The organism is Devosia albogilva (genome assembly GCF_042685625.1).
Taxonomy (GTDB): domain Bacteria; phylum Pseudomonadota; class Alphaproteobacteria; order Rhizobiales; family Devosiaceae; genus Devosia; species Devosia albogilva.
This window is the reverse complement of record NZ_JBHUNP010000001.1, coordinates 3,565,525-3,587,128: the sequence shown is the minus strand read 5'-3', so window position 1 is coordinate 3,587,128 and position 21,604 is coordinate 3,565,525. Positions and strand designations below refer to the sequence as shown.

The 21,604-nt window shown below is 64.1% G+C and carries 20 protein-coding genes and 1 pseudogene; 14 read left to right on the top strand and 7 right to left on the bottom strand.

Annotated features, from left to right (window positions below; all coding sequences use genetic code 11):
- The first annotated feature begins 77 nt into the window (after positions 1-77).
- The 6 genes from topA (at position 78) to ACFSX5_RS17930 (ending at position 6,217) form a co-directional block, all read left to right on the top strand.
- A complete protein-coding gene (gene topA / locus ACFSX5_RS17955; protein ID WP_386835277.1) occupies positions 78-2,696 on the top strand; it encodes a type I DNA topoisomerase in 2,619 nt (872 codons plus the stop codon).
- Positions 2,697-2,782: 86 nt separating this feature from the next.
- On the top strand, positions 2,783-3,220 hold the full coding sequence (gene aroQ / locus ACFSX5_RS17950; protein ID WP_386835275.1) for a type II 3-dehydroquinate dehydratase: 438 nt from the start codon (positions 2,783-2,785) through the stop codon (positions 3,218-3,220).
- 32 nt (positions 3,221-3,252) lie between these two features.
- Complete coding sequence (gene accB / locus ACFSX5_RS17945; protein ID WP_386835273.1) at positions 3,253-3,750, top strand: acetyl-CoA carboxylase biotin carboxyl carrier protein; 498 nt, start codon at positions 3,253-3,255, stop codon at positions 3,748-3,750.
- Positions 3,751-3,761: 11 nt separating this feature from the next.
- Positions 3,762-5,108 (top strand): acetyl-CoA carboxylase biotin carboxylase subunit, encoded by a 1,347-nt coding sequence (accC, locus tag ACFSX5_RS17940; protein WP_386835271.1) that lies wholly within the window; start codon positions 3,762-3,764, stop codon positions 5,106-5,108.
- Positions 5,109-5,147: 39 nt separating this feature from the next.
- Positions 5,148-5,789, top strand: a complete 642-nt coding sequence (gene aat, locus ACFSX5_RS17935) for a leucyl/phenylalanyl-tRNA--protein transferase (protein ID WP_386835269.1) — start codon at positions 5,148-5,150, stop codon at positions 5,787-5,789.
- A gap of 50 nt (positions 5,790-5,839) precedes the next feature.
- Positions 5,840-6,217 carry an SPW repeat domain-containing protein gene (locus ACFSX5_RS17930; protein ID WP_386835267.1) on the top strand — a complete coding sequence of 126 codons (378 nt, stop codon included), beginning with the start codon at positions 5,840-5,842 and terminating at the stop codon, positions 6,215-6,217.
- On the opposite strand, the gene ACFSX5_RS17925 is transcribed toward ACFSX5_RS17930, so the two are convergent.
- From ACFSX5_RS17925 to ACFSX5_RS17915, 3 genes are all read right to left on the bottom strand, one after another.
- Positions 6,201-6,698, bottom strand: coding sequence for a GyrI-like domain-containing protein (locus tag ACFSX5_RS17925; protein ID WP_386835265.1), 498 nt, complete (start codon positions 6,696-6,698; stop codon positions 6,201-6,203). The genes ACFSX5_RS17930 and ACFSX5_RS17925 overlap by 17 nt on opposite strands.
- Positions 6,699-6,780: 82 nt before the next feature.
- A complete protein-coding gene (locus tag ACFSX5_RS17920) occupies positions 6,781-7,194 on the bottom strand; it encodes a DUF2155 domain-containing protein (protein WP_386835263.1) in 414 nt (137 codons plus the stop codon).
- Positions 7,195-7,204: 10 nt separating this feature from the next.
- Positions 7,205-7,576: an NADH:ubiquinone oxidoreductase subunit NDUFA12 gene (locus ACFSX5_RS17915; protein WP_386835261.1), complete on the bottom strand. Its 372-nt coding sequence runs from the start codon at positions 7,574-7,576 to the stop codon at positions 7,205-7,207.
- 184 nt (positions 7,577-7,760) lie between these two features.
- Here ACFSX5_RS17915 and ACFSX5_RS17910 point away from each other — a divergent pair, with 184 nt between their 5' ends.
- The gene (locus ACFSX5_RS17910; protein ID WP_386835259.1) at positions 7,761-8,693 is read left to right on the top strand and encodes an aminoglycoside phosphotransferase family protein; all 933 of its coding nucleotides are present in this window, start codon (positions 7,761-7,763) and stop codon (positions 8,691-8,693) included.
- Here ACFSX5_RS17910 and ACFSX5_RS17905 read toward each other — a convergent pair.
- Positions 8,690-9,262, bottom strand: a complete 573-nt coding sequence (locus ACFSX5_RS17905) for a TetR/AcrR family transcriptional regulator (RefSeq protein ID WP_386835257.1) — start codon at positions 9,260-9,262, stop codon at positions 8,690-8,692. The genes ACFSX5_RS17910 and ACFSX5_RS17905 overlap by 4 nt on opposite strands.
- Before the next feature lie 80 nt (positions 9,263-9,342).
- Here ACFSX5_RS17905 and ACFSX5_RS17900 point away from each other — a divergent pair, with 80 nt between their 5' ends.
- Both ACFSX5_RS17900 and ACFSX5_RS17895 read left to right on the top strand, forming a co-directional pair.
- Positions 9,343-10,542 (top strand): MFS transporter, encoded by a 1,200-nt coding sequence (locus ACFSX5_RS17900; RefSeq protein WP_386835255.1) that lies wholly within the window; start codon positions 9,343-9,345, stop codon positions 10,540-10,542.
- A gap of 301 nt (positions 10,543-10,843) precedes the next feature.
- Entirely contained in the window at positions 10,844-14,536 is a 3,693-nt protein-coding gene (locus ACFSX5_RS17895) for a vitamin B12-dependent ribonucleotide reductase (RefSeq protein ID WP_386835253.1), read from the top strand.
- Between the two features lie 201 nt (positions 14,537-14,737).
- Here the strand turns inward: ACFSX5_RS17895 and ACFSX5_RS17890 are convergent, their stop codons facing one another.
- Positions 14,738-14,995 carry a GIY-YIG nuclease family protein gene (locus ACFSX5_RS17890; RefSeq protein ID WP_386835251.1) on the bottom strand — a complete coding sequence of 86 codons (258 nt, stop codon included), beginning with the start codon at positions 14,993-14,995 and terminating at the stop codon, positions 14,738-14,740.
- 63 nt (positions 14,996-15,058) lie between these two features.
- Here ACFSX5_RS17890 and ACFSX5_RS17885 point away from each other — a divergent pair.
- Positions 15,059-15,557, top strand: a pseudogene (locus tag ACFSX5_RS17885) (nucleoside kinase); the annotation flags it as partial.
- Positions 15,558-15,626: 69 nt separating this feature from the next.
- Here the strand turns inward: ACFSX5_RS17885 and ACFSX5_RS17880 are convergent.
- Positions 15,627-15,872: a CocE/NonD family hydrolase C-terminal non-catalytic domain-containing protein gene (locus tag ACFSX5_RS17880; protein WP_386835249.1), complete on the bottom strand. Its 246-nt coding sequence runs from the start codon at positions 15,870-15,872 to the stop codon at positions 15,627-15,629.
- A gap of 129 nt (positions 15,873-16,001) precedes the next feature.
- Positions 16,002-17,045 (bottom strand): LacI family DNA-binding transcriptional regulator, encoded by a 1,044-nt coding sequence (locus ACFSX5_RS17875; RefSeq protein WP_386835685.1) that lies wholly within the window; start codon positions 17,043-17,045, stop codon positions 16,002-16,004.
- A 156-nt stretch (positions 17,046-17,201) separates the two neighbouring features.
- Between ACFSX5_RS17875 and ACFSX5_RS17870 the strand changes: the two genes are divergently transcribed.
- The 4 genes from ACFSX5_RS17870 to ACFSX5_RS17855 all read left to right on the top strand — a co-directional run bounded on the left by ACFSX5_RS17870 (position 17,202) and on the right by ACFSX5_RS17855 (position 21,588).
- Positions 17,202-18,233: a Gfo/Idh/MocA family protein gene (locus ACFSX5_RS17870; protein WP_386835247.1), complete on the top strand. Its 1,032-nt coding sequence runs from the start codon at positions 17,202-17,204 to the stop codon at positions 18,231-18,233.
- A gap of 11 nt (positions 18,234-18,244) precedes the next feature.
- Positions 18,245-19,147, top strand: a complete 903-nt coding sequence (locus ACFSX5_RS17865; RefSeq protein WP_386835245.1) for a sugar phosphate isomerase/epimerase family protein — start codon at positions 18,245-18,247, stop codon at positions 19,145-19,147.
- A gap of 71 nt (positions 19,148-19,218) precedes the next feature.
- Positions 19,219-20,226, top strand: coding sequence for a LacI family DNA-binding transcriptional regulator (locus tag ACFSX5_RS17860; RefSeq protein ID WP_386835244.1), 1,008 nt, complete (start codon positions 19,219-19,221; stop codon positions 20,224-20,226).
- A 132-nt stretch (positions 20,227-20,358) separates the two neighbouring features.
- On the top strand, positions 20,359-21,588 hold the full coding sequence (locus ACFSX5_RS17855) for an ABC transporter substrate-binding protein (RefSeq protein ID WP_386835684.1): 1,230 nt from the start codon (positions 20,359-20,361) through the stop codon (positions 21,586-21,588).
- Positions 21,589-21,604 lie beyond the last annotated feature (16 nt).

The window sequence follows — 21,604 nt, the reverse complement described above, 5'->3', positions numbered from 1 at the left end:
ATCCGGGGGCCGTTGACACGCCCCTGCCCCTTCACCATGTTGCGCCACTCTCAAGCAAGCAGCGGAAACCGGGGCAGATGAAGGTCGTCGTCGTTGAAAGTCCGGCCAAGGCCAAGACAATCAACAAATATCTGGGCAAGGACTACGAGGTCCTGGCCTCCTTCGGTCATATCCGCGACCTGCCGTCCAAGGATGGCTCGGTTCGTCCCGAGGAAGACTTCGCCATGTCGTGGGAGGTGGACACCGCCGCCCGCAAGCGGGTCAGCGATATTGCCAATGCCCTCAAGAATGCCGACGGCCTGATCCTCGCCACCGACCCGGATCGCGAAGGCGAGGCCATCTCCTGGCACATCATGGATGTGCTCAGAGCCAAGAAGGCGATCAAGAAGGACACCCCGGTCCAGCGGGTGGTGTTCAATGCCATCACCAAGGACGCGGTAACCGCGGCCATGGCGAACCCGCGCGACATCGACATGCCGCTGGTGGACGCCTATCTGGCGCGGCGCGCGCTCGACTACCTCGTCGGGTTCACCCTGTCGCCGATCCTGTGGCGGAAGCTCCCCGGCTCCCGCTCGGCGGGGCGCGTGCAATCGGTGGCGCTGCGGCTGGTGTCGGACCGCGAGGCCGAGATCGAGAAGTTCAAGCCCGAGGAATACTGGTCGGTCGAAGCGCAGTTGAAGCAGGCCGGCAAGAGCTTTCTGGCGCGGCTGTTCTCGGTGGACGGCAAGAAGACGGACAAGCTGGCGATCAAGACGGGCGAGGACGCGACAGCGCTCAAGGCGCTGATCGAATCCGGCCAGTTCAACGTCACCAATGTCGAAAAGAAGCCGACCAAGCGTAACCCGCACGCGCCCTTCACCACGTCCTCGCTGCAGCAGGATGCATCCTCGCGGCTGGGCTTTTCGCCCAACCGGACCATGCAGATCGCCCAGCGGCTCTATGAGGACGGGCTGATCACCTATATGCGAACCGACGCGGTGCAGATGGCGCCGGAAGGCATCGGCATGGCCCGCTCGGTGATCGGGAAGTATTTCGGCGAGGAGTACCTGCCGGAAAAGGCGCGTATCTACCAGAGCAAGGCCAAGAACGCGCAGGAGGCCCACGAGGCCATCCGCCCCACGGACATGTTCAAGCGGCCCGAGCAGCTTCACATAGATGCCGACCAGCAGAAGCTCTATGGGCTGATTTGGCGCCGCACTCTGGCCTCGCAGATGAAGTCGGCCGAGATCGACCGCACCACCGTCGACATTGCGGTCAACGTGCCCGGCCGCAAGGTCGAGCTGCGCGCCACGGGTTCTGTCGTGACCTTCCCCGGCTTCCTGACCCTTTATGGCGTGGAAGCGTCGAGCGGCGAGGACAATGACGACGAGGAAAGCCGCGAACTGCCGCCGCTCGCCGTGGGCGACAAGCCGAACCTCGAAAAAGTGGCTATCGAGCAGCACTTCACTCAGCCGCCGCCGCGCTACACCGAAGCGAGCCTGATCAAGAAGATGGAAGAGCTCGGTATCGGCCGGCCGTCCACCTATGCGGCGACGCTGACGACGCTAAAGGATCGCGACTACGTCCGGCTCGAAGGCAAGGCGCTGCACCCCGAGGACCGTGGCCGTATCGTCACGGCGTTCCTCGAGAGTTTTTTCAGCCGCTATGTCGAGTACGACTTCACCGCGCATCTCGAGGAGCAGCTCGACCAGGTCTCTGCGGGCGAACTCGACTACAAGACGCTGCTGCGCGACTTCTGGAGGGATTTCACCGCGGCGACCGAAGAGATCAAGGATCTCCGCGTCTCCGAAGTCCTCGATGCGCTCAACGACCTGCTGGCCGACCACATCTTCCCGCCGCGCGAGGATGGTTCGGACCCACGCCGTTGCCCGACCTGCGGCACCGGTACGCTGTCGCTGAAGCTGGGCAAGTTCGGTGCCTTCATCGGCTGCTCGAATTATCCCGAGTGCAAGCACACCATGCAGTTGTCGGACGCCGCCTCCGGGCAGGCTTCGGAAGCTGCGGCCGGTGACGGCGTGCTCGGGGTCGACCCGGAATCGGGCGAGGAGGTCCACCTCAAGTCCGGCCGCTTCGGTCCCTACGTGCAGCTCGGCGAGGGCAAGGAGCCCAAGCGCAGCTCGCTGCCGCGCGGCTGGGATGCGGCGTCGCTGACGCTCGAAAGGGCGCTGCAGTTGCTGTCGCTGCCGCGCGAAGTCGGTCGGCACCCCGAAACTGGTCTGCCCATCACCGCCGGCATCGGCCGCTATGGTCCGTTCATCCTTCACGACGGCAAGTACGCCAACCTTCCGGATGTGGAAGAGGTGTTCACCGTCGGCATCAACCGCGCCGTGGACCTTATCGCGCAGAAGGCCGCCGGCGGGTTCAAGCGGGGCGGCGGCGGTGCCACTCAGACGGCGATCAAGAGCTTCGAGCACGAGAGCGGGCCGATCACCGTCCGTTCGGGCCGCTATGGCCCCTATGTGAACCAGGGCAAGATCAACGCCACCATCCCCAAGGACACCAATCCCGAGGATGTGACGCTGGAACAGGCGGTGGCCCTGCTCGCCGCCCGCGCCGAGGCGACAGGAACCAAGGTCAAGAAGGCCCCCGCAAAGAAGAAGGCGGCAGCCAAGAAGCCGGCGGCGAAGACGGCCGCAAAGAAGGCGCCAGCCAGCAAGGCAAAGAAGATACCCGAAGACGAGACGCCGCCCTTCTGAGGCGGCGTCCAGTTTTTGCCTTTTCGGTGCAATTCGTGTAACCGCGCTTGCGCCTGCCGAACCGGCCGGTGCACAAGGCGGAAATCATGGCCAAGCGCGTTCTCGTCCTCAACGGTCCGAACCTCAACATGCTCGGTACTCGCGAGCCTGGCATCTACGGGTCGGAGACCCTCAAGGATGTGGAGGCCCTCTGCCGCCAGACCGGCGAGCGCCTGGGGCTCGAGATCGACTTCCGCCAGTCCAACCACGAGGGCGAACTGGTCACCTGGATCCAGCAGGCGCTCGGCACGGCCGACGCGATCCTGATCAACCCGGCAGGCTATTCGCACACCTCCGTCGCCATTCCCGACGCCCTCAAGGCGGTCGGGCTGCCGGTGGCCGAGGTCCATATTTCGAACATTCACCAGCGTGAAGCGTTTCGGCACCATTCCTTTGTCTCGAGCGTTGCGTTTGCCGTCATTTGCGGCTTCGGCACCGGCGGGTATAGGCTGGCGCTGGAAGGGCTCGCCGACAAACTGAAATAACAAGCGCGCCGAGCGCGGGAGACCGACAGGAAATGACCAAGTCGAATGTGGATCAGGAGCTGATCCGGGCCATTGCCGAACTGCTCAACAAGGAAAACCTGGCCGAGATCGAAATCGAACAGGAAGACCTGAGGGTCCGCGTCACCCGCTCCTATCCTAACGAGGCGCCGGCCTACGCTCCTGCCCCCCAGCAGTTCTATGCGCCGCCGGCCGCGCCTGCCGCTCCCGCGACGCCAGCCGTGCCGGCAGGTTCCGTTGCAGCCGCACCGGCAGCCGCCGAAGACCTCGCCGCCAATCCCGGCACCCTGACCTCTCCCATGGTTGGTACCGCCTATCGCTCGCCCGAGCCGGGCAAGCCTGCTTTCGTCGACGTCGGCACCAAGGTGTCGGAAGGCCAGACCGTCCTCATCATCGAGGCGATGAAGACCATGAACCAGATCCCGGCGCATCGCTCGGGCACCGTCACCCGCATCCTGGTCGACGACGCCCAGCCCGTCGAATACGGCGAGCCGCTGGTCGTCATCGAATAAGGGGACTTTCCATGTTCCAGAAGGTCCTCATCGCCAATCGCGGCGAGATCGCCCTGCGCATCCTCAGGGCGTGCAAGGAGCTCGGCATCCAGACGGTGGCGGTGCACTCCACTGCCGACGCCAATGCCATGCATGTGCGCCTCGCCGACGAGAGCGTCTGCATCGGCCCGAACTCCGCCAAGGACAGCTACCTCAACATCCCGTCGATCCTTGCCGCCTGCGAGATTACCGGCGCCGACGCGGTGCATCCGGGTTACGGATTCCTCTCCGAGAACGCGCGCTTCGCCAAGATCCTGGAGGAGCACAAGGTCACCTTCATCGGACCTTCCGCGCACCATATCGAGATCATGGGCGACAAGATCACCGCCAAGAAGACGGCGGTCGAGCTCGGCATCCCCGTCGTTCCCGGCTCCGACGGCGCCGTGGAAACCGACGAGGACGCGCTGCGCACAGCCGCCAAGATCGGCTATCCGGTGCTGATCAAGGCGACCGCCGGCGGTGGTGGTCGCGGCATGAAGGTAGCCAAGACCGAGAAGGACCTGCTGGAAGCCTGGTCCACTGCCCGCACCGAAGCCAAGGCGGCCTTCGGCAACGACTCCGTCTATATGGAGAAGTATCTCGGGCAGCCGCGCCACATCGAGGTGCAGGTGCTGGGCGACGGCAAGGGCAATGCAGTCCATCTCGGCGTCCGCGACTGTTCGCTGCAGCGCCGCCACCAGAAGGTCTGGGAAGAGGCCGGCGGGCCGACCATCAAGCCGGAAGAACGCGACCGCATCGGCGAGATCTGCGCCGCGGCCATGCGCAAACTTCAGTACTCGGGCGCCGGCACCATCGAGTTCCTGTACGAGAACGGCGAGTTCTACTTCATCGAGATGAACACTCGCCTGCAGGTGGAGCACCCGGTCACCGAGCGCATCACCGGCATCGACATCGTCTACGAGCAGATCAGCGTCGCTTCCGGCCAGCCCCTGTCGATGACGCAGGAGCAGGTGCAGTTCTATGGCCATGCCATCGAGGTGCGCATCAACGCCGAGGACCCGCAGACCTTTGCGCCCTCGCCCGGCACAATCACCTTCTACCACCCCGCTGGTGGCGTCGGCGTGCGCGTCGATTCCGCCGTCTACCAGGGCTACAAGATTCCGCCCTACTACGACTCGCTGATCGGCAAGCTGATCGTCTATGGCCGCACCCGCGACGAGTGCCTGCAGCGCCTGCGCCGCGCGATCGACGAGTTCGTGGTCGACGGGGTCAAGACAACCCTGCCCCTGTTCCAGCGGCTGATCCGGGAGCCGGATATCCTGGCCGGCAACTACGACATCCACTGGCTGGAAAAGTTCCTTGCCGCCAACAAGGCGTGAGGCATTGAGGGGCGCTGCGGCGCCCCCTATCTTTGGCCCATGGTCCGCCGCTCCGATCCCTTCGCCATCGAGATCACGCCCGAGCTGATCCTGCGCGCCTATCGCGCCGGCATCTTTCCCATGGCGGAGGATGCGGCCGACGAGGACCTGTTCTGGGTCAGCCCCGACCAACGGGGCATCCTGCCGCTCGACGGTTTCCGCCTGTCCAGGAGCCTCCGCAAATCCATGCGCCGCAGCGGATTTGCAATCCGCGTAGACACTGACTGGGACGGCGTTATCGAAGGCTGCGCCACCGTCGGCGAAGACCGCGACTCCACCTGGATCAACGGCTCCATCCGCCGGGTCTATGGCGAACTGTTCCGCCGCGGCGTCGCACATACGGTGGAAGTCTGGGACGGCGCCGACCTCGTGGGCGGTCTCTATGGCCTCGCCATCGGCGCCGCCTTTTTCGGCGAGTCGATGTTCCATCGCCGCACCGACGCCAGCAAGATGGCCATGGCGCATCTGGTGGAGCGGCTCAATGCCGGCGGGTTTGTCCTGCTCGATACCCAGTTCCTCACCGCCCACCTCGCCTCCCTCGGGGGCATCGAAATCCCGCGCGAGGAATATGAGGAGCGCCTCGCCGAGGCTCTGACGCTCGACGGCGACTGGCACGCAATCGAGCGCCAGCCACCGGGCTAGGGCGGAACCGGGGCGGCTGCTCGACGGTTCACAGGTCGAGGAGACAAGCCATGATCCCCACCCGAACCCACGGCATCATCGACTACATCTACGGCATCGCCCTGATCGCGGCGCCGTTCGTGCTCGGCTTCGCCGACGGTTCGTCCGCCCAGTGGGTGCCGATCATCATCGGCGTCGCCACCATCGCCATGAGCCTCATCACCCGCTATGAGCTCGGCGTCATCAAGGTGCTGCCGATGCTGGCGCATATCAGCGTCGATGCCGTGGCGGGCCTGGTGCTCCTCGCCTCGCCCTGGGTGTTCGGCTTCGCCGACCGCATCTGGTGGCCGCACGTGCTGTTCGGAGCCATTGCCATCGTCGTGCCGCTCCTCACCGCCCGCAAGAGCCCGATCGAGTTGCGCGACCGCGGACTCAGTCCTTCAGCTTGAACTCCAGCCGGGTCTCCCACTTGTTCATATCAGGCTCCACGTCCGGCTCGGTTTCGTAGAGCTCCAGCCGACACGAGAAGTAGTCGTGGGCGCCCTCCGTGCGCTGGTCAAAAGGCTGGTTCGTCAGCCGTGACCAGCCGATCAGCACGCCAGTGACGGTGATCAGTTGGTCCGGATGCCCGTGCCAGGTCACTGTCATGAACCGGCCGCCCGGGAGCGTGCCCGCCCTGACCGCTCCTTCCTCCGTTGCCGGCGCCTCGACGGCAATGCCGGCTTCCACGTCGAGCGTGTCTTCCATGTTGATGCGGCGGTAGTTGTAGAACGGCGCACCAGTCGGCTTCAGCCCGTGCCGCGCCAGATAGTCGAACAGTTGCGGAAAGCCCTGGTCGGCAGGCTGCTGCATCTGGTCCATGCGCACGGTGAACGGCACATAGATGTAGGGCCGCTCCGGCAGTTCCACGTTCTTGGGCAAGGTCATCATCGTCGTCTCTCCTCTGCGGCGCTGTGGCGCTGTTAGGTCGCGACGAATGAGCCCCGATAAGTTCGACAGCGAGGCGAAGAGTTTATCGCTGGTCCGGCGGCGGCACGTCGGTGGAGGTTTTGCACTCGACCAGCCAGACGTCATAGACCGCGTGGTCGATGGCGTGCAGCGCCGGGGCGTCGGCGAACATCCAGCCGGTGAAAATGCGCTGCGAGGTGCCAGTCAGACTGCGCTGATCCACCTCGAGGAAAGCCGAGGTGCGCTGCAGGGTATCAGTCTGGGGCCGGTTGTAGCAGGCGCGTGGAGTGATCTCGAGGGCACCAAACAGCACTGTCTCGTCGATATAGACGTCAAAGCGCGTGATGCGGCCGGTGATCTTGTCGAGGCCGGCAAAGGTCGCAACGGGATTGGCGATGGGCTGGGCTGCGGCGGAACCCGCTCCCAGCAATCCCAGCAGCAATCCCGTCAGAAGGGCTGCGGCTCTCACGGCCGGCAACGTGGCCGCCTTATTCCGGCGACCAGGCTTCGTAGTCGCCGGTCACGCGCGGCCGCTCGCCGCGGTTCAGCAGGCTGCCGTCGGGGCGGTAGGCCTGTGCCGTGCCAGTGAGGTTCGGCTCGTGCGGCTTTTCCCACTCGTGCGGCTGGTAATTCACATCGGTCGGCGGCGTGTCGACCCGGTGATGCATCCAGCCATACCAACCCGGCGGGATCTGCGAGGCGTCGGCATAGCCGGCATAGGTCACGTAGCGGCGCTTGGCCTTCTTGTCCTGGTAGTATTTGTTGCCGAACTCGTCGCTGCCGACATATTCGCCGTGTCGCCAGATCCACAGGCGCGTGCCCCAGGTCTGGCCCTGCCACCAGACGAAAATCTCGGACAAAAACTTCTTCCAACCGGACTGGGCCACTCTACGATTCCGCTGTTCGAAGGCGATTTGGCCGGGGTTTACCACGCTGTTGTGGCGGAGGGTAGACCAAGATCGGCGATTTGAGCGTGCTGCGACGATGAACCTGCCGGTACCACCGGCAGTTGCCCCGACCCCAAAATCACCTACGCTGCGATGCATGACAAACCCGCTTCCCGACGAGTCTCTCGCCCTAGCGGTTGCCGCGAAGGCACTGGGTTGGCAGCCCAGATGGGCCCGCCGCTTCAACACCGGGCTCGACTTCTTCGTCTTCGACGTGGGCGACGATACGCGCAACGTCGTGGTGCGCATCGGCCGGCCGGAGCAGGCGTCGGTGCTGGTGAAAGGCACGGCCCTGCGCCAGCGGCTTCGGGCGTTGCATGTGCCGTTACCGGATACGTTGGCGTCAGGGATCGCCGCCGGCTTCCCGTTCGTGGTTCAGACCCGCCTCCCCGGCACGGACCTCGGCAACGTCATGCATCGGCTGGACCCGCCGAGCCTGGAGTGGATCGCAGTTTCCGTTGCCGATGCGCAGGCGGCCACAGAGCGGCTCGGCAAGGGAACGCGCTATGGCTACGCGGCGACCGCACAGGATGCGCCGCATGCGAGTTGGGCCGACGTCGTCGATGCGCACATAGCACGCTCGGAGCGGCGGCTTGCCGGTACGGGGCTGTTCCCTGACGCGGTTACAGAGAGAGTTCGGTCACACTTCTCTCGCCACGCGGCCGCGCTGGTGCAGATGCCGGCCATCCCGTTCCTCCACGACACCACCACCAAGAACGTGATCGTCACGGCGGCGGGGGAGTTTTCCGGGATCGTGGACGTCGATGATCTCTGCTTCGGCGATCCGCGCTATGCCCCTGCCCTCACCGAAGTGGCCATGCTGGTTCATGGCGGACCGCTCGGCTACGTGAGGACATGGATGGACCGCGCCGGACATGCGCGCGACGCGGTCTTCGGCTTCTATGTCAGCGTCTTCCTGCTCGATTTCATGTCCGAGCACGCCACCACCTTCAACGGCAATGAGGCGGTTACCCGCGCGGAGGACCGGGCGCGGCTGGTGGACCTGTTCGAGCAGTCTCTGGTCGCCTAGGCGCTCAGCATCGCCATGGCCGCCGTGATCACCCGGTCCTTTTGCGCGTCGGTGGCGCCGGCCAGGCCCTGGATATGGAGGCCCTGATCGAGTGCCTGCAGCATCTTGCCGAGGCCGGCGATGTTGCTGTCGGCGGGGATCTGCCCCCGACTCGCCGCGCCGGCGAGATTGCCGACGTAGAGCGCCTCGATCTCCTCGCTCGCGGCAAGGGCCCGGGCGACGGCTTCGGGCGGCACCGTGTCCTTCTGGGTCAGCGTGTTGATCATGAAGCAGCCGTAGTACTCGCTGCCATATTGCAGCGAGCGCAGCACCGCCTCGACGTTTTCGAGGCCGAGCGGCTGGCGGGTGAGAAGGCCGCGATACTGCTCCAGCAAGAAGCCGAGAAACCGCTGCAGGGCGGCCTCGTAGAGACCCGCCTTGCCGCCGAATTCCTTGTAGAGGCTGAAGCGGTTGAGCCCGGTATGCTCAACCAGAGCGGCAAGGTGGGCGCCTTCATAGCCCAGCCGCCAGAACAGCTCCATGGCCCGGTCCACCACTTCATCTCGCTGATAAGTTCTGGGTCGCGCCATTCTGATCGTTCGTTCTGAAACTCTTGCCACGCAGTCCGTGCTGCGTTATTCACCTGTCGTTCTGAAACATGGAGCGGCCGATGTCCAGCACTTCCGGCTCCGACCTGCGGCGCTTCCTCGGCGTCTACTACGCCTACCGCTTCCTGTTCGACTTTATGCTGGCCTACGCGATCTATACGGCGCTGTTCGAGCTCGAAGGGCTGTCGGTCAGCGAGATCGGCGTGCTCCTCGCCTTCTGGTCGGCCAGCGCCATCGTGCTGGAGATGCCTTCGGGCGCCCTCTCCGATCATTTCGATCGTCGCGTATTGCTGGTTGCGGCGCCGCTGGCCAAAGCGCTGACCTTTGTCTGCTGGGCCGTGGCCGCGGGCAATTTCTGGCTGTACGGCCTCGGTTTCCTGTTCTGGAGTCTTGGGCAGGCGCTTTATTCCGGCTCGAGCGAGGCGCTGCTGTACGAGCGGATGGAGGCAGACGGGCGCAGCGGGGACTTCGATAAGGTGCTGGGCCGCGCCAATGCGGCGGAGGGGCTGGGCATCGGTTTCGGGACCTTGCTCGGCGGGTTCGTCGCGGCGTGGAGCTTCGACTGGGCCATCTGGCTGTCGATCCCGCCGCTGCTTGTTGCGGCCGTACTGGCGCTGGTGTTGCAGGACGCGCGGGACCGGGCGCACCGGGAGGAAGACGCCGACGCCGGCAATTACCTGTCGCATTTCGTGCATGCGGCGCGCGAATTCCGGCAGCACCCGGATCTGCGCTTCGTCACCGTCTATATGGCGGCCGGACTGATCGTGTTCGAACTGCTGGAGGAGTTCGACCAGCTCTACTACCTCGCGGCGTCCGTGCCGGTCTGGGCCTGGGGCATTCTCGGTGCCGGGATCGAGGGCGTGTATGCGCTCGCCAGCGTCCATGCCCACCGGCTGGCGGGCAGGCCTTGGCTTGCCTGGGGGCTGCCGCTCGCAGGCGGGATTCTGCTGGTGCTCGCATCGATCGGCGCCAACCCCTGGTTCGTGCTGCTGCTGTGCGCGGCCTATGTGGTGATTGCGCCGGTGACGGTGCTGGCCGAGGCGCGGTTCCAGCGAGTGATGGAGGGTCGCAGCCGTGCCACCACCACTTCGGCGCTGGTGATGGCGGAGAATGTCGGCGGCATCGCTGCTACCCTCCTGTTCGCCTGGATCGCCGACCGCATCGGCATCCTGCCCGCCTATGGCTGGGCGGGTGTCGCAATGATGCCGCTGGCACTATGGGTGGTGCTGGGGCAGCGCCGTGGCCTCCGCGCTACCGACTAGCTCTTGTGGATAATCCACGGCTCGTCACAAAGCCGACGCAACAAATCCGGTTGACTAGGATTCCTGCCGATTCCCGGCCGCTGCCCTGCCTCGTGGGCGCCGACCGCGTGGAATGGTTTCCACATGGTTATTCCGCCAAATTGCATTATGGCTCAAGCGCTTGGGCTTGAATGCACAGAAACAGCTCCCATCTACTATGGGTAGCCCTCGATCCGGGTCTTTGGCACCAGCCCTTGTGTGTCAGACGGAATCGGAGCGATGGTAGAGCAACACCGTATTCTACCTAGTCGAGACCCTTCCCATGCGCATCGAACGTCGCTTCACCACTGCCGGTCAGGACCGCTATGCCGGGATCGAATTCCGCTCGGCCACGAGCGAGATCCGCAATCCCGATGGCAAGGTCGTCTTCCGGCTGGAAGACATGGCCGTGCCCGCGACCTGGTCGCAGGTGGCCACCGACATCATCGCGCAGAAGTATTTCCGCAAGGCCGGCGTCGCCAAGGTCCTCCGCAAGGTCGAGGAAAACGACGTGCCGTCCTGGCTGTGGCGCTCGGTGCCGGACGAGAAGGCATTGGCCAAGCTCCCCGAGGGCGAGCGCTTTGGCTCAGAGACCGATTCCCGCCAGGTGTTCGACCGTCTCGCCGGTACCTGGACCTATTGGGGCTGGAAGGGCAGGTATTTCGACAGCGAGGAAGACGCCCTCACCTTCCGGGACGAGCTCGCCTACATGCTCGCCACCCAGCGCGTGGCGCCGAATTCGCCGCAGTGGTTCAACACCGGCCTGCACTGGGCCTATGGCATCGACGGCCCCGGCCAGGGCCACTTCTATGTCGACCCGTTCACCCATCAGCTGGTGCAGTCGCAGAGTGCCTATGAGCACCCGCAGCCGCATGCCTGCTTCATCCAGTCCGTCGACGACGACCTCGTCAACGAGAACGGCATCATGGACCTGTGGGTGCGTGAGGCGCGCCTGTTCAAGTACGGTTCGGGTACCGGCACCAACTTCTCCAAGCTCCGCGGCGAGGGCGAGCGGCTGTCGGGCGGCGGCAAGTCGTCGGGCCTGATGAGCTTCCTCAAGATCGGCGACCGCGCTGCCGGCGCCATCAAGTCGGGCGGCACCACCCGCCGCGCCGCCAAGATGGTGGTGCTCGATATCGATCACCCCGATGTCGAGGACTACATCAACTGGAAGGTCAAGGAAGAGCAGAAGGTGGCCGCGCTCGTCACCGGCTCCAAGACCGTCTCCAGGCACCTCAAGGCCATCCTCAAGGCCTGCGTGAACTGCGAAGGCTCAGGCGACGACTGCTTCGACGTTGCCATGAACCCGGCGCTGAAGCGCGAAGTGCGCGCCGCCAAGAAGGCGCTGGTGCCGGAGAACTACATCTACCGCGTCATCCAGTTCGCCAAGCAAGGCTATACCGACATCGAGTTCCCGGTTTACGACACCGACTGGGACAGCGAAGCCTATCTGACCGTTTCCGGCCAGAACTCCAACAACTCGGTCCGCGTCACCGACGACTTCCTCAAGGCCGTCGAGAATGACGGCGAGTGGAACCTGACCGCCCGCCAGGACGGCCGTGTGGTCAAGACGCTGAAGGCCCGCGACCTCTGGGAACAGATCGGTTACGCCGCCTGGGCCTCGGCCGATCCGGGCATCCAGTACCACACCACCATCAATGAGTGGCACACCTCCCCCGAGGCTGGTCCGATCGTCGCGAGCAATCCCTGCTCGGAATACATGTTCCTCGACGACACCGCCTGTAACCTCGCTTCGGTGAACCTGCTGCCCTACCGCAACGGGGACGGCAGCTTCGACACCGCCGCCTATGAGCACACCGTGCGCCTGTGGACCGTGGTCCTCGAGATCTCGGTGATGATGGCGCAGTTCCCCTCGCGCGCCATTGCCGAGCGCAGCTTTGTCTACCGCACCCTCGGCATCGGCTACGCCAATATCGGTGGCCTCCTGATGACCTCCGGCATTCCCTATGACTCGGCCGAAGGCCGCGCCATTGCCGGTGCCGTCACCGCCATCATGACCGGCGTCAGCTATGCTACCTCGGCTGAGATGGCCAAGGAGCTCGGCCCCTTCCAGGACTACAAGCGCAACGCCGAGCACATGCTCCGCGTCATCCGCAACCATCGCAACGCCGCCCATGGCAATGCCGAGGGCTATGAGGGCCTCTCCATCCTGCCGGTCGCGCTCGACCATGCCAACCTCAAGGACGCCGCTCTCTCCGAGCGCGCCAAGGCGGTGTGGGACGAAGCCCTCAAGCTCGGCAAGAAGCACGGCTACCGCAATGCCCAGGTCTCGGTGATCGCGCCCACCGGCACGATTGGCCTCGTCATGGACTGCGACACCACCGGTATCGAGCCCGACTTTGCCCTGGTGAAGTTCAAGAAGCTCGCCGGCGGCGGCTACTTCAAGATCATCAACCGCGCCGTGCCCCCGGCCCTGCGCACCCTCGGCTACTCGGAATCGCAGATCGCCGAGATGGAGGCCTATGCCGTCGGCCACGGCAACCTGAACCAGGCCCCCGGCATCAACCCGTCGACACTGCGCGCCAAGGGCTTTTCGGACGACAGGATCGAGGCGCTGAACGCCGGCATGAAGTCGGCCTTCGACATCAAGTTCGTGTTCAACCAGTGGACGCTGGGCGTTGATTTCCTGAAGTCGCTCGGCGTCACCGACGAGCAGCTCGCCGACCCGAGCTTCGACCTGCTGAGCTTCCTCGGCTTCTCGAAGAAGGACATCGAGGCCGCCAACATCCATGTCTGCGGCGCCATGACCCTCGAAGGTGCCCCGCACCTCAAGGACGAGCACCTGCCCGTCTTCGACTGCGCCACCCCGTGCGGCAAGATCGGCAAGCGGTACCTCTCGGTCGAGTCCCACATCCTGATGATGGCTGCAGCCCAGCCCTTCATCTCGGGCGCGATTTCCAAGACCATCAACATGCCGAACGACGCGACCGTTGAGGACGCCAAGGAAGCCTACATGATGAGCTGGCGCCTGGCCCTCAAGGCCAACGCCCTCTATCGCGACGGCTCCAAGCTCTCCCAGCCGCTCAACTCCTCGCTGCTGGCCGACGAGGACGAGGATGAGGACGAGGTGGTCGAGAACATCGCCGCCCTGCCCGCTGCCGCCCGCACCGAAGTGGTGGTGGAAAAGATCGTCGAGCGCATCCGCGAGCGCGAGAAGATGCCGGATCGCCGCAAGGGCTACACCCAGAAGGCGATCGTGGGCGGCCACAAGGTCTATGTCCGCACCGGCGAATACGATGACGGGCGCCTGGGCGAGATCTTCATCGACATGCACAAGGAAGGCGCTGCCTTCCGCGCGATGATGAACAACTTCGCCATCGCCATCTCGCTGGGCCTGCAATATGGCGTGCCGCTCGACGAATATGTGGAGGCCTTCACCTTCACCCGCTTCGAGCCGGCCGGCATGGTCATGGGCAACGACCGGATCAAGAACGCGACGTCGATCCTCGACTACGTGTTCCGCGAGTTGGCCGTCTCCTATCTCGACCGGAACGACCTCGCCCACGTCAATCCGGACTCACCGACTTCGCTCGGCAAGGGCGTCGCCGAAGAGCAGGGCGCGCGGAACGCGCCGGCCCCTGCCCCGGTGCCCGCCGAGCGCTTTGTCTCCCGCGGCATGACCCGCGGCAAGACGGCCAACGCCTCGCTGATGCTGGTTCCCACGGCCGAAGCTGCCCGCTTCGCGCCCCAGGCCAGCACCGCGAGCGCAGTGACCGCCCTGCGCTCGGGCGCCACCGCCCTCAAGATCGAGCCCGCTGCCACCGCGCTCAACACGGCCGAATTGTCGCCCCTGCCCAATCCGCCGACCCAGAAGGACACCGGCCTGCTCCGCGCCGAAGCCCAGATGAAAGGCTACACCGGCGACCAGTGCACCGAGTGCCACAACTTCACCATGGTCCGGAATGGCACGTGCCTGAAGTGCGACACGTGCGGGACGACGACGGGGTGTAGCTGAGGGGTAAGGTCTCGTCTGGCTACTGAATTCGTGCGATAGGGAGGAAAGGCGACGGGACTACACCCGTCGCCTTTCATTTGTCGTGGCTCGCTAGAGACGCAGCAGCACCCCCTCCGTGGATGCTAGAAGCAGTTGTTTATCCCGTCTCGAACCTTCTTCTGCCATTCCGGCCCTAGGGTGTCGCGCGCGTCTATCCCCTGTTCAAAACCCGGGTCGCCGCGACGGAGCATAATAAGGATTGTCGGCATCGTTGCTACCTGTCACCATGGTGTTGCTGCCACCGCGGCAATGTCGTCGTGCTCTTCGAAGTAGACCAGACGCTTGATGCTTTTTGCGGCGGGTGTAGCCCTCAACCAGCCCCTCGCGGTGCTCACACACGCGCCGGAGGAGGTCGTTGGTCACGCCGATATAGGTCTGTCCACGCCTGAAGTCGGCGAGGATATAGACAAAGCCGCCCATGACGGCACTCTGAAGTGAAACACCCTCGGGTCAAGCCCGATGGTGACGGCTGGAGGGATGCCGGTGGCCCACCGCAACTACCTCATCGAAGGCGTGTCCGGCTCCGGCAAGACGTCGGTTGCCACCGAACGCGAGCGTCGGGGGTTTCATGTGGTTCATGGCGATCGCGTGCTCGCCTACCAGGGCGATCCTGAGACCGGCGAGCCACTGCCGCCGGAGCGCCGCTCGGACGACCTCTGGTTTCTCAACGACCACCACATCTGGAACCCGAGGCTGTGCGGCGGCTGATCGCCGACCGGAGCCATCCCATTACCTTCTTCTGCGGCGGCTCGCGCAATACGCCAAGTTCGTGCACCTGTTCGACGCCGTGTTTCTCCTCGAGGCCGATTGGCCACCATTGAGCGGCGCCTGCACACGCGCGTCGACGAATGGGGTGCCCACCGTGAAGAACGCGCCTCACCCGCGAGTTGCATCGAACTGGCCGCGACCAGCCCGAGGCCTCCGCATCGGCGCCACCCGGCCGCTGGACGAGGTGGTGGAGGATATTCTCGGGCGCTGCGGGATGTCGCCGAGGCAGAGAAGCCAAAGACGACAAGGATTCAGGTTGCTCGTCGTAAGTCAGACAGACCCGTTACGTTGGCCCATGAATCTGCGGAAAGGGCCTCAGGACGGTCTGCAAGACAAGCCGTGACGTGCAGCCAGATCCACCATGGATGGTGTGGGTTGCCGCAGTGAAATCCGCGATGCTGGCCGTTTCGGGAGCCGAACCAGACTGCGGATTACGGTCTAAACGCGGAAAGTTGGAAGACGCCACCTGCAGTCGCAGCCTGGTGCCGCGGCGAAACAGATGACTGATGTGGCCGAGTCGGATGGTCATGCGAACCGATCAAGGTTGTTGACGACGTCTTGGCGTGTAGAGCCGGAAGTAGACGGTCGGCCGGCTCTTGGGCGGCACATCTCCGAAGCTGTCGCCCTGCCTCGCTGCGCACCGTCAGACCGAGGGATTTTATGTCCGCTCGACCGTCATCTTGTCGCTGTCACCTTCGATCAGGTTCAAGGGGATGACGCTGCGCACCAACCCTCGAGGGTAGATGTCCGAGAAGCCGGGCATGGTGGCGAGCAGACTTTCCGCCAGGGTGATGCCGAGATCGCGCAGCGATAGCGTGAAAGACGTCAGCTTTGGTACGAGGAAGTGTGTCTGCGGACTGTCCCTTCCAATCAATGCGATGTCACGACCGGGCACCAGGCCAACCTCGTACAACCCGTTGTAGAGCCCGAGAGCCATCATTTCATTCGTGAAGATAAAGCCGGTAGGGCGCCTTTCAGCTGGCAATCCTGCGATCGCATGGGCGATATCGTGCCCACCGCGCTCGTTCGGGTGAGCTCGAAAGACGAGAGCTGGATCGAACTCTATGCCGCGCCGTGCCAGTTCGTCGCGATAGGCATCGATAAAGACGAAGCCCAGATTGGTGTCGTCGAGCGGAGCGTATACGGCGATGCGACGATGGCCCCTGCCGACCAGACGCGACACGCCCTGTCTGGCCATGCCTTCGAAATCAAGGTCGAGCCAGGGGTGACCGGCGTCGCTTTGGGAGCGGCCCAACGCGACGAAAGGAATGCTCCGGCTGGCCAGGAAATCGATGCGGTGGTCTACCCGCTTGGTGGCCGAGATGATGAGGGCATCGGCGATCCCACGCGCGACGATCCTCTTCATGTACTCGGCAGAGTCCTGCTCGGACGAGCAGAGTAGTACCACCAGATCCAGTTGATGGCGGGCGAGCACAGTCTGCACACCGTCGAAGACACTCATGAAGAACACGTCTCCTTCACCCGTGATCTCCGAGCCGGTCTGCATCATAAAGCCGACGACGCCCGTCGATCCTCTGCGCAGCGCACGCCCGGCCTGGTTCGGCGCATAGCCGATTTCAGCGGCGGCCTCGAGCACGCGCTGGCGGGTTGCCTCGTTGACGTCCGGCTTGCCGTTCAGCGCGCGCGACACCGTACCAATGGAGAGATTGAGCTGCTGCGCGAGGCGTCTGATCCCTGACATGCCTTGCCGTTCTCCCTGAGTCGCGCCATGCCAAAAACGTTTACGATTGTCCATTGACACGCGCACCGTCCGAAGAATAGCGTCGTAAACGTTTACGAGACTGTTTCACGATGCTGCGCCAGATGGCTCGGGAACGGTCAAGGGAGGTATGCCCAGGTGTTCACCGCGGTTCTTGCCGGCTGTGGCAGCATGTCCAGGGGATGGCTATCCGCCCTTGCCGAGCATCCCCTGCTTCGCGGACGGGTAGCGATCGTCGGCCTGGTGGATCTCGATACTTCCATGGCCAGTGAGCGAGCGGCCGAGTTCGGTCTTTCGGAAGCCATCGTCGGCAACAACCTCGACCAGGTTCTCTCGCAGACAAAGCCCGACCTCATGTTTGACGTTGTCACTCCCGCGGCGCGGGCGGACGTCGTTACCACCGGCCTGCGGCACGGCTGCCACGTGCTGAGCGAGAAACCGATGGCGGCAAGCCTCGAAGCCGCCCGCACCCTGCTGGCGGCGGCCAAGGCGGCGGGGCGGCTGCATGCCGTCATCCAGAATCGGCGCTTCATTGCCGGAGTACGCCGTATCCGCCGGCTGCTCGATAGCGGTGCGTTGGGCGAACTCACCAGCCTCAACTGCGACTTCTTCATCGGCGCCCATTTCGGTGGCTTCCGGGAGGATATGGACAACGTCCTTCTGCTGGACATGGCCATCCACACGCTGGATGCCGCACGTTTCATGGCCGGCAAGGCGCCGCGGGCAGTCTACTGCCTAGAGACCAATCCGCGCGGGTCCTGGTACCGGCATGGAGCCGCGGCGAACGCCATCTTCGAATTCGACGACGATGTGGTGTTCAACTTCCGGGGTTCCTGGTGTGCCGAGGGCGCCAACACCAGCTGGGAGGGTAGTTGGCGCATAACCGGCAGCCGGGGCACATTGTTGTGGGACGGCGCCGACCAGTTCGACGCCAACGTCGTGGCGGGCGACAGCGGCTTCCTGCGCGAGCTTGCTCCCATTGAGGTTCCTCTTCCGCTCGAGGCGGACGAGACGCATGGCCATGCCAGTGTCATCGCCGACTTCCTCGAAGCCATCGAGACGGGCCGGCAACCCGAAACGGCGGGTCCCGACAATATCAAGAGCCTCGCCATGGTGTTTGCCGCAATAGAAAGCGCTCGCTTCCGGCAGCGTGTAATCATCCCCAACTGAGGACCCCATCCGTGAGCGATCCCGCCAAGTCCATCCGTATCGGCACAATGATCAGCGCCACCGCCGGCCGGGCTGCCGAACGGATCGCCGAAATCGCTGACCTCGGCTTCGAGAGCTTCGAGCCGTTCTTCTGGCAGACCACCAACGGGCAGGATCTGGCCGAGCTGGGCAAGCGGTGCCGCGAGTCCATCGGAGACCGGGACATCACCATCTCGACCATCGGCATGTTCGGCAACCCGCTCGAGCAGGAGGAACTCGACCGTGAGACATTGCAGGGCTGGCAGGACTGCATAGACAACGCACACCATTTCGGCGCCACCTGCGTGGCGGGCTTCACCGGCCGCATCCGCGGCCGCCCCCTCCCCGAGAGCCTGCCCCGCTACCGCGAAGTTTGGTCGGAGCTCGCCAAGCGGGCCCGCGACAAGGGCGTGCGCATCGCCTTTGAAAACTGCGCCATGGACGGCAACTGGCAGGCCGGGGATTGGAACATCGCGCACAATCCCGATGCTTGGGAGCTGATGTTCAACGAAACGCCGGACGACAATATCGGGCTCGAGTGGGAGCCCTGTCACCAGCTCGTCTACCTGATCGACCCGCTGCCGCAGATCCGCAAATGGGCTTCCAGGATCTTCCACGTGCACGGCAAGGACGCAACGGTTCGCTGGGACGTGATCCGCGAACACGGCATCTTCGGCAAACACCCCTTCGTGTTCATGCGCACGCCCGGCTTCGGCGACACCAACTGGACCGACGTGATCTCGGAACTGCGCCTCGCCGGCTGGTCCGGCTCCATCGATATCGAGGGTTGGCACGACCCTGTGTATCGCGACGCATTGGAGATGACCGGACAGGTTCGGGCACTCAACTACCTCAAAGCATGCCGGGGTGGCGACTACCTCGCAATTGCCGGCTGAATAGGTTGCGCACCGATGAAAAACCGTTTTATTTTGCGTGAGAAAAGGGTTTCCTTGTGAGGTACGGCGACGTGATCAAGGCAGAACGCATCCGCATCTATGATGTTGCGCGCGTTGCCGGGGTCAGCGTCGCCACGGCTTCCAAGGCCTTGAACGACACTGGCCGCATGACCGAGGAGACCCGGCGCCGGGTCAAGGATACTGCGGCTGCACTCGGATTTCGTCCCAACGCAATGGCGCGAGCCCTCACCGGCCAGCGCAGCTTCACGGTTGGGCTGCTCACCAATGACACCTATGGCCGCTTCACCCTGCCGGTGATGGCCGGCATATCCGAGGCGTTGGTGGACGAGGGCGTTTCGGTGTTCCTGTGCGGCATCGAGGATGATCCCGCCTTGGGCAAGGTGCATGTGGATGCCATGCTGGATAAGCAAGTCGACGGCATCATCGCCACCGGTAAACGTGTCGATCGCAGCCTTCCCGTCGACCTTTCACAACTGCCGGTGCCGGTGGTCTATGCCTTCACCCAGGGGCCCAAGGATGCTGTGACCCTGGTTTCGGACGATGGACAGGGCGCCCGCGAGGCCACCGAACGGCTGCTGAAGTCGGGAAGGCGACGGCTGGCTCATATCACCGGCCCCGCCAGCTTCGCCTCGGTGGTGGAAAGAGCGGCAGCCTTTCAGGAAGTGGCAGGGGCGGACGCGCCTGTGCTCAACGGCACCTGGTCCGAGGCTTGGGGGCATGAGGCTGTCGCACAGCTCTGGGGCGGGAAGGGACCCTACCCCGATGCCGTCTTCTGCGGCAACGACCAGATTGCCCGCGGAGTGGTGGACGCCCTGCGCGAACGCGATGTTTCCGTGCCGCGCGAGGTGTCGGTGATCGGCTTCGACAACTGGGAGATTGTTGCCGCCGCGACGCGCCCGCCGCTGACGACGGTCGACATGAATCTCAAGGAACTTGGCCGCGAGGCCGGACGACTGATCCTCGAGCTTGCCAAGCGCGAGCCGGTGGAACCGGGAATCCGCAAGCTGCCATGCAAGCTCGTGGTGCGCCAATCCTGCGGCGGTGAGTCCGCCGAATAGCAAACAGGAGAGGTGACGCGGGAAGTTTGAGTGCTGCCACGGCCGTTGCAGCGGCCGTGGCAGCGAGGAAACGCCGCAAGGGAAGAGGAACCCGAGCGGCATGGAGCGCGGCCAGTGGCCGCAAGGGAGGGTATAGTGCAGTTCATCAAACTTGGTCTATTGGCTGGCCTTGCGGCTGGCGCATTGGTCGCAGCAAGTCCCGCGCAGGCGCAGGTGACGCTCAAGGTCTGGTCCATCGACGGCAATGACCGGCCTGGCATCGCCGATACCTTCTCGAAGGAGTTCGACGAGGCCAACGACGACATCGTGGTGGAGTACCGTTATATCCCCTTCGATGAGCTGGTGAATGAGACGTTGCGCGCCTTCGCTACGGGGAACGCGCCCGATATCGTGTCCTTCGACAATCCGGATTTCGCTCTGTTCTCGTCTCGGGGCGCCATGCTGGACATCACCGATCGCGCCGGCGGCTCCGACATCATCAATGTCGAAGCGTATTTCGAAGGGCCGCTCAACTCGGTGATGTGGGATGGCAAGCTCTATGGGCTGCCGAAATATACCGACACCATTGGCATCTTCTACAACAAGGACCTGTTCGCGAAGGCCGGGCTGACGGAGCCGCCGACCACCTGGCAACAGGTGGTGGAGTATGCCGAGAAACTCACCGACCCGGCGAACTCGGTCTATGGCATCACCTTCTCCGCCCGCGCCGGCGAGGAAGGCACGTTTCAGTTCCTGCCGATCATCCAGATGTCCGGGGGCGATGCCGACAAGGTGAACACCGAAGGCGCCGCACAGGTGCTCGATCTGTGGAAACAGATGATCGACAACGGTTGGGCGTCGCGCGACGTGCTGAGCCTCGGCCAGTGGGATTCTACCGGCGTTTTCAACTCCGGCAACGCCGCCATGGCTATTTCCGGGCCTTGGGAGATCGACCGAATGGTCGAGGATGCCCAGTTCGACTGGGGTGTGGCGCTCCTGCCCACCATCACCGAAGGTGGCGAGCGTTCCTCGGCACTGGGTGGCTTCAACTGGGGCATCATGGCCAACACGCAGCATCCGGACGAGGCCTTCCGCCTGCTCGAATACTATGTGAGCCAGGAGCACCGCCTGTTCCCCGAATTCGGTAACCTGCCCGCCCGCGACGATATCGAGCTCCCCGTAACCGGCATCGAAAAGAAGGATGCCGCACTCAAGGTGTTCCAAGAGCAGCTCCAATATGCGCAGCCACGTGGGCCGCACCCGGAGTGGCAGAAGATTTCCAAGGCCATCTATGACGCCATGCAGCAAGCGCTGACCGGTCAGATGGCGTCCATGGACGCACTGAACCAGGCCCAAGCCACCATAGACGGCATCATGCAGTAACCCTCCCGACGAGGCC

Bases quoted from the DNA above. Each gene is read 5' to 3' on its own strand.
- topA (WP_386835277.1), top strand. From the start codon at position 78: ATGAAGGTCGTCGTCGTTGAAAGTCCGGCCAAGGCCAAGACAATCAAC.
- aroQ (WP_386835275.1), top strand. From the start codon at position 2,783: ATGGCCAAGCGCGTTCTCGTCCTCAACGGTCCGAACCTCAACATGCTC.
- accB (WP_386835273.1), top strand. From the start codon at position 3,253: ATGACCAAGTCGAATGTGGATCAGGAGCTGATCCGGGCCATTGCCGAA.
- accC (WP_386835271.1), top strand. From the start codon at position 3,762: ATGTTCCAGAAGGTCCTCATCGCCAATCGCGGCGAGATCGCCCTGCGC.
- aat (WP_386835269.1), top strand. From the start codon at position 5,148: ATGGTCCGCCGCTCCGATCCCTTCGCCATCGAGATCACGCCCGAGCTG.
- ACFSX5_RS17930 (WP_386835267.1), top strand. From the start codon at position 5,840: ATGATCCCCACCCGAACCCACGGCATCATCGACTACATCTACGGCATC.
- ACFSX5_RS17925 (WP_386835265.1), bottom strand. From the start codon at position 6,698: ATGATGACCTTGCCCAAGAACGTGGAACTGCCGGAGCGGCCCTACATC.
- ACFSX5_RS17910 (WP_386835259.1), top strand. From the start codon at position 7,761: ATGACAAACCCGCTTCCCGACGAGTCTCTCGCCCTAGCGGTTGCCGCG.
- ACFSX5_RS17905 (WP_386835257.1), bottom strand. From the start codon at position 9,262: ATGGCGCGACCCAGAACTTATCAGCGAGATGAAGTGGTGGACCGGGCC.
- ACFSX5_RS17900 (WP_386835255.1), top strand. From the start codon at position 9,343: ATGTCCAGCACTTCCGGCTCCGACCTGCGGCGCTTCCTCGGCGTCTAC.
- ACFSX5_RS17895 (WP_386835253.1), top strand. From the start codon at position 10,844: ATGCGCATCGAACGTCGCTTCACCACTGCCGGTCAGGACCGCTATGCC.
- ACFSX5_RS17890 (WP_386835251.1), bottom strand. From the start codon at position 14,995: ATGGGCGGCTTTGTCTATATCCTCGCCGACTTCAGGCGTGGACAGACC.
- ACFSX5_RS17880 (WP_386835249.1), bottom strand. From the start codon at position 15,872: ATGACCATCCGACTCGGCCACATCAGTCATCTGTTTCGCCGCGGCACC.
- ACFSX5_RS17875 (WP_386835685.1), bottom strand. From the start codon at position 17,045: ATGTCAGGGATCAGACGCCTCGCGCAGCAGCTCAATCTCTCCATTGGT.